8 protein-coding genes and 3 pseudogenes are annotated in these 16,531 nt (G+C 65.6%); 5 read left to right on the plus strand and 6 right to left on the minus strand.

Annotated features, from left to right (window positions below; all coding sequences use genetic code 11):
- Positions 1 to 38: 38 nt before the first annotated feature.
- The 4 genes from BGI51_RS11895 (at position 39) to pncB (ending at position 2,952) form a co-directional block, all read left to right on the plus strand.
- On the plus strand, positions 39 to 725 hold the full coding sequence (locus BGI51_RS11895) for a class I SAM-dependent methyltransferase (protein WP_133863002.1): 687 nt from the start codon (positions 39 to 41) through the stop codon (positions 723 to 725).
- 27 nt (positions 726 to 752) lie between these two features.
- Positions 753 to 1,451 (plus strand): lipopolysaccharide kinase InaA family protein, encoded by a 699-nt coding sequence (locus tag BGI51_RS11900; RefSeq protein ID WP_187978458.1) that lies wholly within the window; start codon positions 753 to 755, stop codon positions 1,449 to 1,451.
- Positions 1,448 to 1,666: a hypothetical protein gene (locus BGI51_RS11905; protein ID WP_178083940.1), complete on the plus strand. Its 219-nt coding sequence runs from the start codon at positions 1,448 to 1,450 to the stop codon at positions 1,664 to 1,666. Before BGI51_RS11900 ends, BGI51_RS11905 begins: the two co-directional genes overlap by 4 nt.
- A gap of 83 nt (positions 1,667 to 1,749) precedes the next feature.
- On the plus strand, positions 1,750 to 2,952 hold the full coding sequence (gene pncB / locus BGI51_RS11910) for a nicotinate phosphoribosyltransferase (RefSeq protein ID WP_187978459.1): 1,203 nt from the start codon (positions 1,750 to 1,752) through the stop codon (positions 2,950 to 2,952).
- 27 nt (positions 2,953 to 2,979) lie between these two features.
- Here the strand turns inward: pncB and selO are convergent.
- The 3 genes and pseudogenes from selO to BGI51_RS11925 form a co-directional block, all read right to left on the minus strand.
- Positions 2,980 to 4,439, minus strand: a pseudogene (gene selO / locus BGI51_RS11915) (protein adenylyltransferase SelO).
- Between the two features lie 185 nt (positions 4,440 to 4,624).
- Positions 4,625 to 7,968: pseudogene (mscK, locus tag BGI51_RS11920) on the minus strand (mechanosensitive channel MscK).
- Between the two features lie 98 nt (positions 7,969 to 8,066).
- Positions 8,067 to 9,806, minus strand: coding sequence for a potassium/proton antiporter (locus BGI51_RS11925; protein ID WP_133862997.1), 1,740 nt, complete (start codon positions 9,804 to 9,806; stop codon positions 8,067 to 8,069).
- Between the two features lie 129 nt (positions 9,807 to 9,935).
- Here BGI51_RS11925 and BGI51_RS11930 point away from each other — a divergent pair, with 129 nt between their 5' ends.
- Positions 9,936 to 10,772, plus strand: coding sequence for a 23S rRNA (adenine(2030)-N(6))-methyltransferase RlmJ (locus tag BGI51_RS11930; RefSeq protein ID WP_187978460.1), 837 nt, complete (start codon positions 9,936 to 9,938; stop codon positions 10,770 to 10,772).
- 124 nt (positions 10,773 to 10,896) lie between these two features.
- On the opposite strand, the gene msrA is transcribed toward BGI51_RS11930, so the two are convergent.
- The 3 genes and pseudogenes from msrA to aceF form a co-directional block, all read right to left on the minus strand.
- On the minus strand, positions 10,897 to 11,556 hold the full coding sequence (gene msrA / locus BGI51_RS11935; RefSeq protein WP_187978461.1) for a peptide-methionine (S)-S-oxide reductase MsrA: 660 nt from the start codon (positions 11,554 to 11,556) through the stop codon (positions 10,897 to 10,899).
- Between the two features lie 81 nt (positions 11,557 to 11,637).
- Complete coding sequence (locus tag BGI51_RS11940) at positions 11,638 to 14,244, minus strand: putative bifunctional diguanylate cyclase/phosphodiesterase (protein WP_187978462.1); 2,607 nt, start codon at positions 14,242 to 14,244, stop codon at positions 11,638 to 11,640.
- Between the two features lie 282 nt (positions 14,245 to 14,526).
- Positions 14,527 to 16,514 (minus strand): annotated as a pseudogene (aceF, locus tag BGI51_RS11945) (dihydrolipoyllysine-residue acetyltransferase).
- Between the last annotated feature and the right edge of the window lie 17 nt (positions 16,515 to 16,531).

Genomic DNA, 16,531 nt, shown 5'->3' on the forward strand with positions numbered 1-16,531 from the left:
GGTGGCGGCACTTCTCCACTCCCTCAGGAGCCGCCTCCGTGAAAGCGCCCATCGACCTGCCCTTTTCGCAAAAGTACGACGCCGACCACGCCCGCCAGTATTACCTGAAGCATCAGGACGGTCTGGCCCGGCGTCTGTCCAACTGGCGCGACCAGCAACTGGCGCGGCAGGCCCTGAGCATCGCCGGCCAACCCAATCTGGTGCTGGATCTGCCCAGTGGGGCAGGGCGCTTCTGGCCGCTGCTGGCGGAAAAGCGCAATCGCCTGATCATCGGTGCCGATTACTCGGAAAACATGCTGGCCACCGCCCGCGATCAGCAGCCGGCGGACGTCGTGGCCCGAGTGAAGACGCTACAGACGTCGGCTTTCGCTATCGACCTGTCTGACAATTCTGTAGATTGCATTTTCTGTATGCGCTTGTTTCACCATGTGGGCGAATCGGCGGACCGACTGGCACTGCTGCAGGAGTTCCACCGGGTGACCCGCGACAGTGTCATCCTGTCGTTGTGGGTGGATGGCAACTTCAAGGCCTGGCGGCGTCAGGCGCTGGAGCGCCGTCGCAAGGCCCAGGGCCGCGACCGTGGCGGTTATCAGAACAGATTCATCGTCGAGCGCAGCCAGTTCGAGGCGGAGGTCGCCCAGGCCGGCTTCGTCGTCGACCGCGCTCTGGATTTCCTGCCGGGCTATGCCATGTGGCGGGTCTATGTCCTGCGCAAGGCCAATTGAAGCTATCTAGAATAAGAGAGGCAGCTGATGGGAGCCGTAACGCAAGGCGAAGAGCGTTTCGATCGCTGGTGGAACACCGCGGGTGATTGGGTGGAAGCCCCCAACGTCCGCCGCGGTGGCGAAAGCGGTGTTCAGCGCCTGCAGCTGCCCGACGGTACCCTGGCCTACGTCAAGCGCCAGGTCGGCCATCTCTATCGCAGCCTGCGTCATCCCCTGGGACGTCCCACCGCTCTGCGCGAGCGCGATGCGCTGATCGCCTTTCGCGACCTGGGCATTCAGGTTCCCGAACTACTGTTCTGCGATGCCCAGCATGCCCAGGGCGGCTGGCGCGCGCTGCTGGTGAGCGCCGCTCTGGAAGGCTATCAGGACCTCGATCAGTGGTACGCCGAAGGTGGCGGCCAGTCTCTCAGCGAAGCCGAGCACGAGCGTTTCCTGACCACCCTGGGCGAGGTGCTGGCGCGCATGCATCGGCACCGCTGGCAACACGGTTGCCTCTATCCCAAGCACATCTTCGTGGCCGAACGAGTCGGCCCTCAGGGCAAGGAATTCTCCGTCGCCCTGCTCGATCTGGAGAAATGTCGCCAGCGCATCGGTATAGACACGGCCGCCCGTCGGGATATGCTGCAATTACGCCGCCATTCGTCGTGGAATGCTGCGCAATGGCGAACTCTCCTCTACGTTTACCAACAGGCGTTGGGACGGAAGATCAGAGGGTTAGAGCCATGACTTCACAAATTACTCGAGGTTTGCTGATCGCGGCTTTCTGTGGGGTCACCACATTGGCCTATGCGAGCTGGCTACGGCCGGCGGCGGTGGTGGTCGGCAGTGAAGGCCTCGAGTATTGCCAGACGCCGGTGGCTCGCAGCCTGACCACCTCCAGCACGGGTAGCCAGGACCTGCTGCTGTTTCTCTTCGGCATGACCCAGACCCACAACCGCTAGGCCCTCGGGCGGTCAAGCGCCTTTCGCTTCCTCGGCAAGTTGGGCATCCTGTCGTCTGACTTCTAGCTGCCGAGCCCCCGCCGATGATGGCCGATAGTTTTTCCGAGCAGGCCGTGCAAAGCCTGCTGGACACCGACTTCTACAAGCTCACCATGATGCAGGCCGTCCTGCACAACTATCCCAATGCGGAAGTCGAGTGGGCCTTTCGCTGCCGCAACGACGAAGACCTGCGGCCCTATCACGCGGCCATCCAGGCCGAGATCGATGCCCTCGCCGATGTCGCCATCAGCGACGGTCAGCTGGCCTTTCTCGAGCGCATCCCCTTCATCACCCCGGACTTCATCCGCTTCCTGCGGCTATTTCGCTTCAATCCGTCCTATGTGTTTCTGGGCGAGGAAGAAGGGCGCTTCACCCTGACCCTGAAAGGTCCCTGGCTGCACCTGATCCTGTTCGAGGTGCCGATCCTGGCGCTGATCAGCGAGGTGCGCAATCGCCAACGCCATGCCGATCTGCCGCTGCAGGTGGCGCAGGATCAGCTCTATCGCAAGTTCGACTGGCTGGCACGAGAGGCGGGCGCCGATGAACTGGCCGAGTTCAAGATGGCCGACTTCGGCACCCGGCGGCGTTTCTCCTATGGGGTGCAGGAGATGGTGGTGCGCAGCCTGAGGGACGACTTCCCCGGTCGCTTCGTTGGCACCAGCAACGTGCACCTGGCCTGGAAGCTGGATGTCGCGCCCCTGGGCACCATGGCCCACGAGTGGCTGATGGCGCACCAGCAACTGGGGCCGCGACTGATCGACAGCCAGATCTCCGCCCTCGACTGCTGGGTGCGCGAGTATCGCGGCCAGCTCGGTATCGCCCTGACCGACACCATCACCATGGATGCCTTCCTGCGCGATTTCGATCTCTACTTCGCCAAGCTGTTCGACGGCCTGCGGCATGACAGCGGCGATCCCCTGCAGTGGGCGGAAAAGGCCATCGCCCACTACCAGCAGCTGGGCATAGATCCCCTGACCAAGACCCTGGTGTTCTCCGACTCGCTCAACCTTGAAAAGGCCCTGGCACTGTTTCGCGCCCTGCGCGAGCGGATCAACGTGAGCTTCGGCATCGGCACCCATTTCACCTGCGACATCCCCGGGGTGCAGCCGATGAACATGGTGCTCAAGATGAGTCGCTGCAACGGCCAGCCGGTGGCCAAGATATCCGACGCCCCGGGCAAGGCCCAGGGCGGTGAGCCGGACTTCCTGCATTATCTGCGGCACGTCTTCCAGGTCAACGGCGCCTGAGTTCGGACGCCTTGCCAGGGCCGGCTCTCAGGACGAGCAGCTGATCTCCAAGTGCTTGCCCCAATCCGGCGGCCGCTGGGCGAAGCGCTCGCGTCCCGGCTGGGCCTCGAAGGGGCGTGACAGCACCTCGTGCAGCAGGCGCACCTCGCGGTAGTCGCCCGCTTCGGCCTGCTCGATGGCCTGCTGGGCCAGGTAATTGCGCAGCACATACAGCGGATTGACCGCATTCATGCGCGTGGTGCGGTCGGCTGCGGTACCGCCTTCAGCCTCCAGGCGCGCGCGATAGGCCTGGCCCCAGTCGTCGAAACCGCGCAGGTCGATGAAGTCCTCGCGCACCCGGGCCAACGCCGCGGCAGGTTCGTCTTCGCCCAGGTGACGGAAGAACAGGTGATAGTCCACGCCGCCCTGCTGCATAAGGGCCAGCAGGCGCTCGACCAGTTCCTGGTCTTCTTCCCGCGCGTCCTGCAGACCCAGCCGACGGCGCATCAGGTCGAGATAGTGCGCCTGGTACAGCGGCAGGAAGAGGGCGATGCTCTCCTGCAGCGTCTCCACCGCCACCTTGGGCGTCAGCGCCTGGGCCAGGGCCGCCAGGTTCCAGTGGGCAATGGGCACCTGGTTGCTGTAGGAGTAGCGCCCGGTGTGATCGGAGTGATTGCAGATGAACTGGGCGTCGAAGTCGTCGAGAAAGGCGAAGGGGCCGAAATCGAAGGTGAGCCCCAGGATCGAGAAATTGTCGGTGTTCATCACCCCGTGGCAGAAGCCATAGGCCTGCCAGTGGGCGATCAGCCGGGCGTTGCGCTCCACCACCTCGCGGAACAGCGCGGCCCAGGGCTCAGGCGTCGTCAGCAATTCGGGGAAGTGCGCGGCCAGCACATGCTCGCCCAGCTGCTCCAGCAGCTGATGTTGGCGGGTGTAGTAGAAGTATTCGAAATGGCCGAAGCGCACGTGGCTGGGCGCCATACGCAGCAGGGTGGCGCCGGTTTCCAGTCGTTCGCGCACCACCTGGGTGGCGGAGCCGATCACGCACAACGCCCGGGTGGTGGGGATGCCCAGGGCGTGCAGGGCCTCGGAAGCGAGGAATTCGCGGATGGAGGAGCGCAGCACGGCGCGGCCGTCGCCCATGCGCGAGAAGGGTGTGAGACCGGCGCCCTTGAGGTGCAGGTCCCAGTGTTCGCCGCGGTCGTTGACCGCCTCGCCCAGCAGTAGGCCGCGGCCATCGCCGAGGCGGGGTTGTAGGAGCCGAACTGATGGCCGGAATAGACCATGGCCCGGGGTTCGGCGCTGTCCCAGAGCTGGGCCCCGGCGAACACCTGGGTGAATTCGGGCGTCTCGGCCACTGCCGGGTCCAGGTCCAGCAGCGCCATCGCTGCCGGCGAGGCGACCACCAGCCGCGGATCGTCCAGCGGCCGGGGGTCGATATGGGTGGAGAAGTCATCGCCCAGGCGGGCGAATCTGTTGTCGAAGGTCAGGTCGAGCAGCTGTTTCATGGGTATCCCAGGGGCTGTAGAGCCTGTTCATAATCTCGCGAGCTAGAGCCAAATAAGGCGAAAATGGCGGAGGAAGCGGATCGGACTCGCGCTCGAGTTTACGAGTGGTAAATGAGCATTCCGAAGCCATTTTCAACGCAGTTTGGCCGACGCGCAGCAGATTATGGACAGGCTCTTGGGGGCCGTCAGGCCTTGGATGGCTTGGGATCCTCGGCCTCCTGCTGGGCATCCCCTTCAGATAGGAGAGGCTTTTTGCCCAGTTGTTTCTCCGCTCCGTGGCGATTCTTCAGGGTGATTTCCATCTGCGGCGTCGACAGCAGGTTGATGCCGGCCTCGCGCAGCAGCTGGTCGACCCGGCGAATCAGCTCGTCGGTGGCGGCGCTGCGATCGCCTAGTTCCCGGACATAGATGCGCAATTCGTGATCGAGGGTGGTGGCGCCATAGTGGGTGACGAACAGCGAGGGTTCGGGGTCGTGCAGGACGCGAGCATTCTCCTTTACCGCCTGCATGATCAGCTGTTGCGCCTGGGCCAGGTCGCTGCCGCGATTGACCCCGAAGGTCAGCACGATACGGGTGACGGTGTCGGTCAGCGTCCAGTTGATCAGCTGGCTGGTGACGAAGGTCTTGTTCGGCACCACCACCGACTTGCGGTCGGCGTCGGTGATATGGGTGGCGCGGATGCGGATCTTGTTCACCGTACCGGTCACGTTGCCGATGGTGATGAGATCGCCGACGCGCACCGGGCGCTCGAAGAGGATGATCAGACCGGAGATGAAGTTACCGAAGATCTCCTGCAGACCGAAACCCAGACCGACCGAAAGGGCGGTGGCCAGCCACTGCAGCTTGTCCCAGCTCACCCCCAGGGTCGCCAGGGTGGTCACGGTGCCGAAGCCGACGATGACATAGGACAGCAGGGTGGTGGTGGCGTAGGCGCTGCCCTGGGCCAGATTCAGGCGTGACAGCACCAGCACCTCTAGCAGGCCAGGCAGGTTGCGCGCCAGGGCGACGGTGAGGCCGGCGATCACCAGGGCGATGATGAACACCCGCAGCGTCAGGGGGACCTGGGTGGCGGCGGCGCCGGTGCCGCTGGTGTACTGGTAGAGGGTGACGTTGTCCAGGTAGGAGAACACCGCCACCACGTCGGCCCAGACCAGGTAGAGGACGCCGAGGAAGGCCAGCAGCAGGGTCAGGCGCAACAGCCGCGAGGACTGCTGGTTGACCTGTTCCATGTCCAGGGTCGGCTCCTGCACCACCTCGACGCCCTCGGCGTCTTCCTGCTGCGCCTGGCGCTTCTGGATGGCGCGCTGGTAGGCCAGGCGCCGCGCGGCCACGCTCAGGCCGCGGGCCAGGGTGGCTTCGAGGATGATCCAGGCCATCAGCACATAGAGGGTGTCCACCAGGCGATCGGTGAGCTTGAGCGCCGTGTAGTAGTAGCCGAAGAGCACGGCGAAGAACAGCACGGCCGGAATGGCGGTGATCATCAGGCCGAGCAGCAGGCGGAAGAACGGCAGGCGCTCGCGGGCGGTGGCATTGAGCAGGGAGCGACCGAGCATCCAGGCCAGGCTGGCATAGGCGACCAGGACGATGAGGATGCCGAGGACGTCGTCGGCGAGGCCAGCCAGCTGGCGCTCGGCGATGGCCACCACCGCCATCAGCGCCAGGGCCAGCAGCCCCACCCGTCTGACCAGCCGGCGCAACGACTGCGCCTGGGGCCGGGCCCAGCGGAAATGGGTCTCGGCCACGCCGCCGGAGGCCAGCAGGCGATACACCGTGTAGAACACCAGCCAGCCGGCGGCGATTTCCAGCAGCGCCGCGCCGATGGCGGCGTTGACCCCGCGTTCGTCACCTTCCAGGGCCACGCCGCCCAGCCAGAGCACCAGGCTCGCCGGCAGGCCCAGCAGGATGGTGAGCAGGATCGCCTGGGGCGTGTGCAACTGGCTGTCGCGCTGATAGTGGCCGATGTCCTGGTTGAGCTTGTGGACCCGGCCATAGAGGCGTGGGCGCTGCCAGATCAGGGTGGCGAAGGCCAGCACCAGCGGCAGCAGCAGCAGCGGGCGCTCGGCCAGGCCGACATAGAGTTCATGCAGGCTGGAGCCCCAGGGCACGTCGCGCAGCTGCTGCAGCAGCTTGCGCGGCGCGGTCTTGACCCAGTTCCAGTCCAGCGGCTTGTTGCTGGGAATCCAGAACATCTGCTCGTCGAGGGTGCCGCGCAGGCTGGTGATGGTGCTGCGCAGCTGGTTCTGGTTGAGCTGCAGATCGATGGATTCGCTGAGCAGGGCATTGAGTTCGGTGTTGAGGCGCTCCTGCAGTTCGCTGCGGGTCTTGAGCAGGTCGAGCAGTTGCTGACGCAGCTGCGGGGTGGCCTTTTCCGGCGGCTGCTGGGCCAGCAGATTGTCGACGTAGCCTTCCGGATTGGCGATCTGGGCGCGCTGCTGATTGAGTTCGAACTGATAGAGGCGCAGATCGGCGATGTCGTCGGTGAGGTCCTTGTTGACCTTGACCGAGGGCAGTGCCGCCCGCTGCTGATAGAGCAGCTTGGACAGCAGCACGCTGCCCTTGAGCACGCCGATCTGCTGCTCCATGTTCTCGGTGGTCTGCTTGAGCTGGTCCAGCTGCTGACGCGACTCGAGATTGCGGCGGTTGAGGTCGTTGAGGCGATCGGTGGCGCGCAGCAGGTAGTCCGACAGCTGCAGATTGAGCCCGGTCTCCTGGGACAGCACATCGTCCCCGGCGGTCTTTTCCGATTCGCGGGAGGCTTCGGCCAGGGTCTTTTCCGATTGCTGGCGGCGCTTGCCGCTGATCAGCGTCTGCAGGTCCAGGGTCTCCTGCTCGTAGCGCTTGACCTGTTCGGTGAAGAGTTCGCGGCGGATGGCCCCCAGATCCTGCAGCACGCTGTTGCCGCCCAGTTCCTGGCGCAGCAGCTGGATCTGCGCATTGGCGGCCGCCTGTTCCGCCAGCAACTGACCGCGTCGCTCGGGCGTAATTGGCTTGGCGTTCTCGCGCCCGTTCTTGAGCAGATCGGCGATCTGCTGCAGGCGCGTCTGCAGATTGGCAATGTCCACCTGGGCGCGTTCGGGACGGGTCTGGGCATTGATCACCAGACTGTTGGCCGCATTGAGGTCGTCCTGCACGCTGTTGAGCGCCAGGCTGGTCTCGCTCAGACGCTGCTCCAGGGCCTGGGGCGTGGCGCCGGCATAGCGCTGTTCGGCCGGTTTGATAGGCTCGGCGCGCAGTCGCGCCAGTTGCCGCTGGGCATCCTTGATCTGCTGCGGCGCCTGGGCCAGCTGCTGGCGCAGATCGGCCAGCTGCTTGACGTACTGGTCACGCTGATCGAGCAGCTTGAGGGTCTGCTGCAGACTGTCCTGGGCGGCGCTCTGCTCGGGGCGGGCAGCTTGCGATCGGCCAGCCCGGTCAGATTCTGCTGCACCTGCTGGGCATCCGGCGGCCCGGAATCCTGAGCCACGGCGGGAAGGGTGAACAGGCAACCGCAGAGAGCGGCGGCGCGAAGCAGAGCGGACAGGCGGTGCATGCGGCGGGCGTCGGGCAGTGGAAAGGCGCGAGGTTAAAGCCAGGCTGCCATGGGCGCAAGATAGCGCTTTCCAGGGCGCGAACCCTGTTCATCCACCGTTAAAGAAAGAGCGCGGGCCCGCTGCTGCGGCCTTCGGGAAACTTCACGCCGACCTTGCGCACGCGCTTGTTCTCGATGGCCGCGACGATCCAGACCAGGCCATTCCATTCCACCAGGTCGCCGACGATGGGTTCGCCGCCGATCTCGTGGGTGATGAAGCTGCCGAGGCGCTGGTTGCCGTCCACCTCGCCCAGTTGCAGGCCGTACAGCGCGGCCACGGCGCTGAGTTCGGCGTCGGCTTCCAGGACGAAGTCGCCGAAGAATCTCTGGGTCTGCTGCGGTGCCTGGCTGAACAGCCGGCCGAGGGCCGGCAGATCGTGCTCGTGGCCGACCACACAGAGGATGTCGCCGGCTTCCAGGGTGGTACTGCCGGAGGGGTGCAGCAGGGTCTCGCCGCGGAACAGCGCGGCGATACGGGTGCCTTCGGGCATCTTCAGCTCGCGCAGGGCGGCGCCGATGCACCATTTCTCGGCGCCCAGGCGATAGATGAACAGCTCCCATTCGCTGGTCGGATGGACCTGCAGGCCGGCGCGGGAGAAAGGCGCCGGCTCCGGTGGCACCGTCACCTTGAGCAGCTTGGCGGCCAGCGGCAGGCTGGAGCCCTGCACCAGCAGCGACACCAGCACGATGAAGAAGGCCACGTTGAAGAACAGCTGGGCCTGGGGCAGCCCGGCCATCATTGGGAACACCGCCAGGATGATCGGGACCGCGCCACGCAGCCCGACCCAGGCGATAAAGGCCTTTTCCCGGTCGTGGAAGGCGCGGAAGGGCAGCAGGCCGATGGCCACCGACAGCGGGCGGGCGACCAGGATCATCCACAGGGCAAGGCCGAGGGCGGGCAGGGCGATGGGCAGCAGGTTGTGCGGCTCCACCAGCAGGCCCAGCACCAGGAACATGCCGATCTGCGCCAGCCAGGCCATGCCGTCGAGCATGTGCAGCATGCCGTGGCGACTGCGGATCGGCAGATTGCCCATCAGCAGACCGGCCAGGTAGACCGCGAGGATGCCACTGCCATGGGCGGTGTTGGTCAGGGCGAAGATCAGCAGGCCACCGCTGATGGCCAGTAGTGGATAGAGGCCGTCGGCGAGATGGATGCGATTGATCAGCTGCAGCAGCAGCCAGCCGCCGCCCAGGCCGATCACCCCGCCGATGGCGAATTCGCTGACGAAATGCCCGAGCAGGCTCCAGGAAAAGCCGCTCTGGCCGCTGGCGAGCATCTCGATCAGGGTGACGGTGAGAAACACCGCCATGGGATCGTTGCTGCCCGATTCGATTTCCAGACTGGCGGTGACCCGTTCGTTGAGGCCCCGGCCGCCGAGCAGGGAAAACACCGCCGCAGCGTCGGTGGAGCCGACGATGGCGCCGATCAGCAGGCCCTGCAGCAGGCTGAGATCGAACAGCCAGGCGGCGGCGACCCCGGTCAGGCCGGTGGTGATCATCACCCCCACGGTGGCGAGCGACAGCGCCGGCCAGAGCGCCACCCGGAAACTCGACACCCGGGTGCGCATGCCGCCGTCGAGCAGGATCACCGCCAGCGCCAGGTTGCCCACCAGGTAGGCCATCGGATAGTTGTCGAAGGCGATGTGACCGGGACCGTCGATGCCGGCGAACATGCCGACCACCAGGAAGATCACCAGAATCGGGATGCCGACCCGCGAGGAAATCGAGCTGACCAGAATCGACAGGCCGATCAGCACCGCACCGATCAAGAACAAGCTGTTGATGGTGACAGCGTCCAAGCGTGACTCCTGGGGTAAAGAATTGAAGAACCTGGGGATTTAACCCGCTGGGTGGCCGGGGTGTCAAAGCGCGACGCCGCTGGCGCCCGAGGAAGACGGTACACTGTAGGGCTGACGCTGGAGTATCCCATGAATTACCGACACGCCTTCCACGCCGGCAATCACGCCGATGTCTTCAAGCACGCCACCCTGTTGCGCCTGGCCGCGCTGCTGGCGCGCAAGGAGACGCCCTTCGCCTATCTGGACAGCCATTCCGGCGTCGGTCGCTATGACCTGGCCGGCGATCAGGCCAGTCGTACCGACGAATGGCGCGAAGGCATCGGACGGCTGTGGGCCCTGGAGTCCGCGCCGGCGGCCTTCGTCGGTTATCGCGAGGCGGTGGCGGCGCTCAATCCCGACGGCGCGCTGCGCTACTACCCCGGTTCGCCCGAGCTGATGCGCCAGGCCCTGCGTCCCCAGGATCGCCTGCTGCTCAACGAGCTGCACCCGGAGGATGGCCGCCTGCTCAAGGAAAACATGGCTCGCGATCGCCGGGTCGCGGTGCATCAGAAGGATGGCTGGCTGCTGCCGCGGGCGCTGCTGCCGGTCCCCGAACGCCGGGCCTTGCTGCTGATCGATCCGCCCTTCGAGAAGGCCGACGAGCTGGAGCGTTGCGTCAAGGCGGTCGCGGAGGCCATCGGCCGGATGCGCCAGACGGTGATTATGCTCTGGTATCCGATCAAGGATCGCCGCCAGCTCCGACGCTTTCATGCCGGTCTGCAGGCCAGCGGCGCGCCCAAGCTGCTCAATGTCGAATTGCTGATCCGTGCGGCGGACGATGCCACCCGGCTCAATGGCTCGGGGTTGGCCATCGTCAATCCGCCATGGGGACTGGAAGAAGAGTTGCGCGACCTGCTGCCCTGGCTGGCCGAGCATCTGGCCCAGGGCGAAGGCAGCTGGCGGCTGGACTGGCTGATCGCGGAATAGCGAGGCCCGGCGCTGTTGGGCTTCGCTGCGCTCAACCCAACCTACGGGAAAGGTTGGCGTAGGTTGGATCGAGGCGGCTCTACCGCCGACGCCCGACAAAGAGAGCCGCGGCAGCGGCTCGGGATCAGACCGCCAGGCTGGGCGGCAGGCAGACGCCGGTGCCGGCCAGGCCGCAATAGCCGTTGGGATTCTTCGCCAGATACTGCTGGTGATAGGCCTCGGCGTAGTAGAAGGGCGGCAGCGGGGCGATCTCGGTGGTGATCTCGCCATAACCGGCCTCGGCCAGTTGGGCCTGGAAGGCGGCCTGGCTGGCTTCGAAGGCTTCCTGCTGATTGTCGTCGGTGTAATACAGCGCCGAGCGATACTGGGTGCCGACGTCGTTGCCCTGGCGCATGCCCTGGGTCGGATCGTGGGCTTCCCAGAAGATCTTCAGCAGCGCCTCCAGCGAGGTCTGGGCCGGATCGAACACCACCAGCACCACCTCGGTATGACCGGTCAGGCCGGAGCACACCTCTTCGTAGGTCGGATTGGGGGTATGGCCGCCGGCATAGCCGGCCGCGGTGGTCCAGACGCCTGGCTGTTGCCAGAAGCGCCGCTCGACGCCCCAGAAGCAGCCCATGCCCACCACCAGACTCTGCAGACCGGTGGGGAAGGGGCCTTGCAACGGATTGCCGTTGACATAGTGGGCCGCGGGCACGGCCATGGCCGTCTCCCGGCCGGGCAGGGCCTGCTCGGCGGCGGGCAGATGAGTCTTCTTGGTCAGGATTTCGGAACGCAGGACCATGGGATACCTCGTGGGAAAGGGCCAGGCGAAAAGCTCAGTGTACGCAAAATCGCAGCAGCGGGGTCGAGTCCGCGCGGCGGGTCAGCGCGTCGGCAGGTAACGCGCCAGGGCGGCGTCGAGCTGATCGGCCGGGATGGGCTTGTCGAACAGATAGCCCTGGCCGATATCGCAGCGATGGTGGCGCAGGAAAGCCAGCTGTTCGGTCGTCTCGATGCCCTCGGCAACCACCTGCAGCCGCAGGTTGTGGGCCATGGCGATCACCGCGGAGGTGATTTCCATGTCGTCCTGGTTGTCCGGGATGTCCTTGATGAAACTCCTGTCGATCTTGATGACGTCGATGGGGAATTTTTTCAAGTAGCTGAGCGACGAATAGCCGGTGCCGAAGTCATCCATCGCCAGGCTCATGCCCAGGCGCTTGAGGGCTTCGAGGGTGTTGCGGGTGGCGTCGGTGGCATCCAGCAGGAGGCTTTCGGTCAGTTCCAGCTCCAGACGCTTGGGCGCGATGCCCTCCTCGTCGAGGATGGTGACGAAGGACTGCACCAGGTCGGGATCGGTGAACTGCTTGGGCGACAGGTTGATGGCGATCTGCAGATCGTCGAAGCCGGCGGCGTCGAGGCGATGCAGCTGGCGGCAGACCTCGCGGATGACCCATTTGCCGATGGGCACGATGAGCCCGGTTTCCTCGGCGATGCTGATGAACTGGTCCGGGCGGATCATGCCCTTTTCCGGGTGCTGCCAGCGGATCAGGGCTTCCAGGCCGAGCAGCTTGGCGCGTTTCAGGCAGACCTTGGGCTGGTAGTGCACCAGCAGTTCGTTCTGTTCCAGGGCTCGGCGCAGGTTGTTCTGCACGAACAGCTTGTTGCTGGCTTCGGCGATCAGCGCCTCGGTGAACACCTGGACCTGATGGCCGCCGGTGGCCTTGGCTCTGTGCAGGGCGAGGCCGGCGTGCTTGATCAGGGTCTGCGGATCGGTCTCGTGCGGCCGCGCGGTGGTCAGGCCGATCGAGCAGCTGATCAGGGTCGGGTGGCCTTCCACATAGAGTGGCGGATCCAGGGCCACCAGGGTGTCGCGGGCCAGGCTGTCAGCGGCGACCGCATCCATGCCTTCGAGCAGCACGGCGAATTCGTTGCTGGCGATGCGGGCGATCAGTGCGCCCTTGCCCAGGGCGCTGCGCAGGCGCCGGGCCAGACCCACCAGCAACTGGTCGCCGATGCGATGACCGAGGCTGTCGTTGACTCTCTTGAAATTGTCGACGTCCACCAGCAGCAGCGAGTGTTCGCGGCTTGGACTGGACTGCTCCAGGCGCGCTTCCAGGCGGGCGATGAAGTGGCTGCGGTTGGCCAGCCCGGTGAGGCTGTCGCGAAACACCAGTTCGTCGTTGTGCTGCTGGGCGAAGCGGGTCTTGCTGGTGTCCTGGAAGATGCCCAGATAGCCCTGCAGGTCGCCATTGGGCTGCTGGATCTTGGACAGCGACAGCTGGCCCCAGTAGGTCTCGCCGTCGCGACGATAGCAGCGCAGTTCGCCTTGCCAGCTGTCCTGGTGCGCCAACCGCTGCCAGGCTTCGTAGAGCAGCTCGCCCCAGTTTTCCAGGGCTGGCAGGGATTCGACGTGCAGGCCCTGCAGCTTGCCGATGGGGTAGCCGGTGATCCGCGCGAAGCTGTCGGTGGCGTGCTCCAGGCAACCGCTGGCATCCAGCAGCAGGAAGGCATCGTTGCTGGCCTCCATCACCCGGGTCAGGGGATGGGCGACCTTGGGCAGGCGCTCCGGCTGCTGGAGGAGGGCGGCCAGGCACTCGGCCAGGCTGCGGGCGAAGGCGACGTCCTCGGCTTCCCAGGTGGCCGCGTGGTCCCGGCGCAGGCAGAGCAGACCGATCAGCTGATTGTCATGCAGCAGCGCCACGTCCAGCGCCGTTCCGCCCCCGGTATGGGGCGGGTGCAGCACCTGACTGGCGTCTTCGATCACGCCCTGCTCGCGCAACCGGCGCCGATGGTCGCTGCACAGCGTTGGCAGGCGCTCTTCCTTGCACAGGGTGACGAGGCCATTGCCCTCGTAACGCCACAGGCTGAGTTCGTCCGCGGCAAAGGCGGCCGGGCCCTCGGCGCGCAGCAATTGTACCAGTTCGTCGTCGACCGGTGCCTGGCGCAGAGCCAGCCGGGACAGTTCGAGCAGCAGGGTCTGCCGCGCCTGGGCCATCCCCAGCCGTTGCTGGCTGTGGTCCTGGCTGTCCTGCAGGAGCGCCAGGGTGGAGCGCAGGGCCAGGTTGTGGGCTTCCCATTCGCCGGCCAGGCCGTCGTCGTTCATCACTCGCAGCAGATAGCCGCGCAGCAGGGGGCGGCCATGGCGCTGCAGGCTTTCGCCCACCTCGACCACCTGGTACGGAGCCGCAGGGGAGTGGAACAGGTAGCGCACCTGATAGCTGCCGTGCTCGGCGAGTTGCAGCTGGATGTCTTCGTGCAGGCGATGACGGACGCTGGGCTCCATCAGGCTGGCATAGGGGGCATCGATGAGCGAGCACAGCGCCTGGGCAGGCAGGCCAAGGCTGGCTTCACAGCGGGAATCGAGATAGAGCATCGCCCAGGAGGCTTCATTCAGACGCTCGAAACGCAGCAAGCCCAATCGGGCAGGAGCGCTGAGCGCGCCCGCCTGATCGGCTACCGCGGCATCGGCAGCATCGGAGTGAATACTCATGCGAGGGTCCGCGTCCTTGTGAAGACGGAAAGATGTCCTAGGTTTATCGGAAAGGACAGACAAATCATTAATCCTTTTTCCTCTCCGCCTCGCCAGCACCCTGGGATGGCTGTCAAGGTTGCCCGATAGAGGTCGGCCCATGCAAGGGGCGGCGCTCGGGGCGCCCATCCTACCTTTTTCCTGGATCTTTCGGTTGATCTGGCAGCAAAAACCCCGCCTGAGCGGGGTTCTTGCGCTACACCAGAAGACGGTAGCGGGAAGCCGTTACCATCCTGTGGCGGCTTACAGCAGCAGGCCGCGGATTTCCGCCAGCAGATCGCCCAGGCGCTTGGTGAAGCGCGCGGCGGCCGCCCCGTTGATCACGCGGTGATCGTAGGACAGCGACAGCGGCAGCATCAGGCGCGGCTGGAAGGCCTTGCCGTCCCAGACCGGCTGCATGCTGGCCTTGGACACCCCGAGGATCGCCACTTCCGGAGCATTGACGATCGGCGTGAAGCCGGTACCGCCGATGTGACCCAGGCTGGAGATGGTGAAGCAGGCGCCCTGCATGTCGTCACCGCTGAGCTTCTTGGTCCGCGCCTTTTCCGCCAGCTGGGCGGCTTCGGCGGCGAGTTGCAGGAGGCTCTTCTGGTCGACGTTGCGGATGACCGGGACCAGCAGGCCGTCCGGGGTGTCCACGGCGAAGCCGATGTGCACGTACTTCTTGCGGATCACCGCCTTGCCGCTGGGGCCAGGGAGGCGTTGAAGTCCGGCAGTTCCCTGAGCACATGGGCGCAGGCCTTGAGCAGGAACGGCAGGATGGTCAGCTTGACGCCGGCCTTTTCCGCCACGGCTTTCTGGCCGACCCGGAAGGCTTCCAGATCGGTCACGTCGGACTGGTCGAACTGGGTAACGTGGGGCACGTTCAGCCAGCTGCGATGCAGGTTGTTGGCACCGACCTGCATGAGGCGCGTCATCGGCACCTCTTCGATCTCGCCGAACTTGCTGAAGTCCACGGTGGGGATCGGCGGGATGCCGGCGCCACCGGTGACGCCCGCGGCCGCGGCCGGAGCCGCCTTGCTCTTCTGCAGCTGATCCTTGACGTAGGTCTGGACGTCTTCCTTGAGGATGCGACCCTTGGGACCGGTCGGGGTGACCTCGCCCAGATCGACACCGAACTCCCGGGCGACCATGCGCACGGCCGGACCGGCATGGACCTTCTTGCCCTTGCCGGCGGCAGGGGCGCTGGCGGGAGCGGCGGCCTTGGCCGGAGCCTCGGCTTTCTTCTCGGATGCCTGAGCGCTGGCGGCGGCATTGCCGGCAGCCGGCTTGGCCGCCTGCTTGGGCGCGGCACCGGCCACCTTCAGGGTCAGGATCAGATCGCCGGTCTTGGCCTGGTCATTGACCTTGATGGCGACGCTTTCCACCACGCCCGCCTTGGGCGCCGGAATTTCCATGCTGGCCTTGTCGGACTCCAGCACGATCAGCGACTGCTCGGCCTTGACCTGGTCACCGGCCTTGACCAGCACCTCGATGACGTTGGCACTGCCGGTGGAGCCGATGTCGGGGACCTTGATCTCCTCGACCGATTCACCGGCCGGCTCGGCGGCGGCTTCCTCGTGCAGCTCGGGCTCGGCGGCTTCCTTGGCGGGCTTGTCGCCGGCCTTGGATTCGACGCTCTTGCTCGGCTTGGCATTGGCGGAGCCCTTGAGGACCAGGATCAGATCGCCGGTGCCCACTTCGTCGCCGACCTTGACGGAAACGCTCTCCACCACGCCGGCGGCGGGGGAGGGGATTTCCATGCTGGCCTTGTCGGATTCCAGGGTGATCAGCGTCTGCTCGGCGGCGATGGTGTCGCCGGGCTTGACCGCCACCTCGATGATGCTGGCCTTGCCGCTGGAGCCGATGTCCGGAACGTGAATTTCCTGAGACTCGCCTTCGCCAGCGGACGCCGAAGCGTCCTCGTCGCCGGCCGGCGTCGGGGTTTCGCTTTCCTCGACCTGGGTCTGCTTGGACTCGGCCTTGGGCTCGGCGGCGGGTTCGCTGCCGCTGGCGGCGTCCTCGCCTTCCAGGTCGATCAGCAGATCACCGGTCTTGAGGGTGTCGCCGACCTTGATGTGCAGGGCGGCGATCTTGCCAGCCTTGGGGGCCGGAATCTCCATGCTGGCCTTGTCGGACTCCAGCACCACCAGGCTCTGTTCGGCCTCGACGGTATCGCCGACCTTCACCAGCAGCTCGATGACTTCGCCGTCGCCACTGCCGATGTCGGGTACGCGGATGGTCTCGCTCACAGTTGTTTCCTCTTATC

It is taken from the genome of Pseudomonas oryzihabitans (genome assembly GCF_014522265.1).
GTDB classification, from domain to species: domain Bacteria; phylum Pseudomonadota; class Gammaproteobacteria; order Pseudomonadales; family Pseudomonadaceae; genus Chryseomonas; species Chryseomonas aestiva.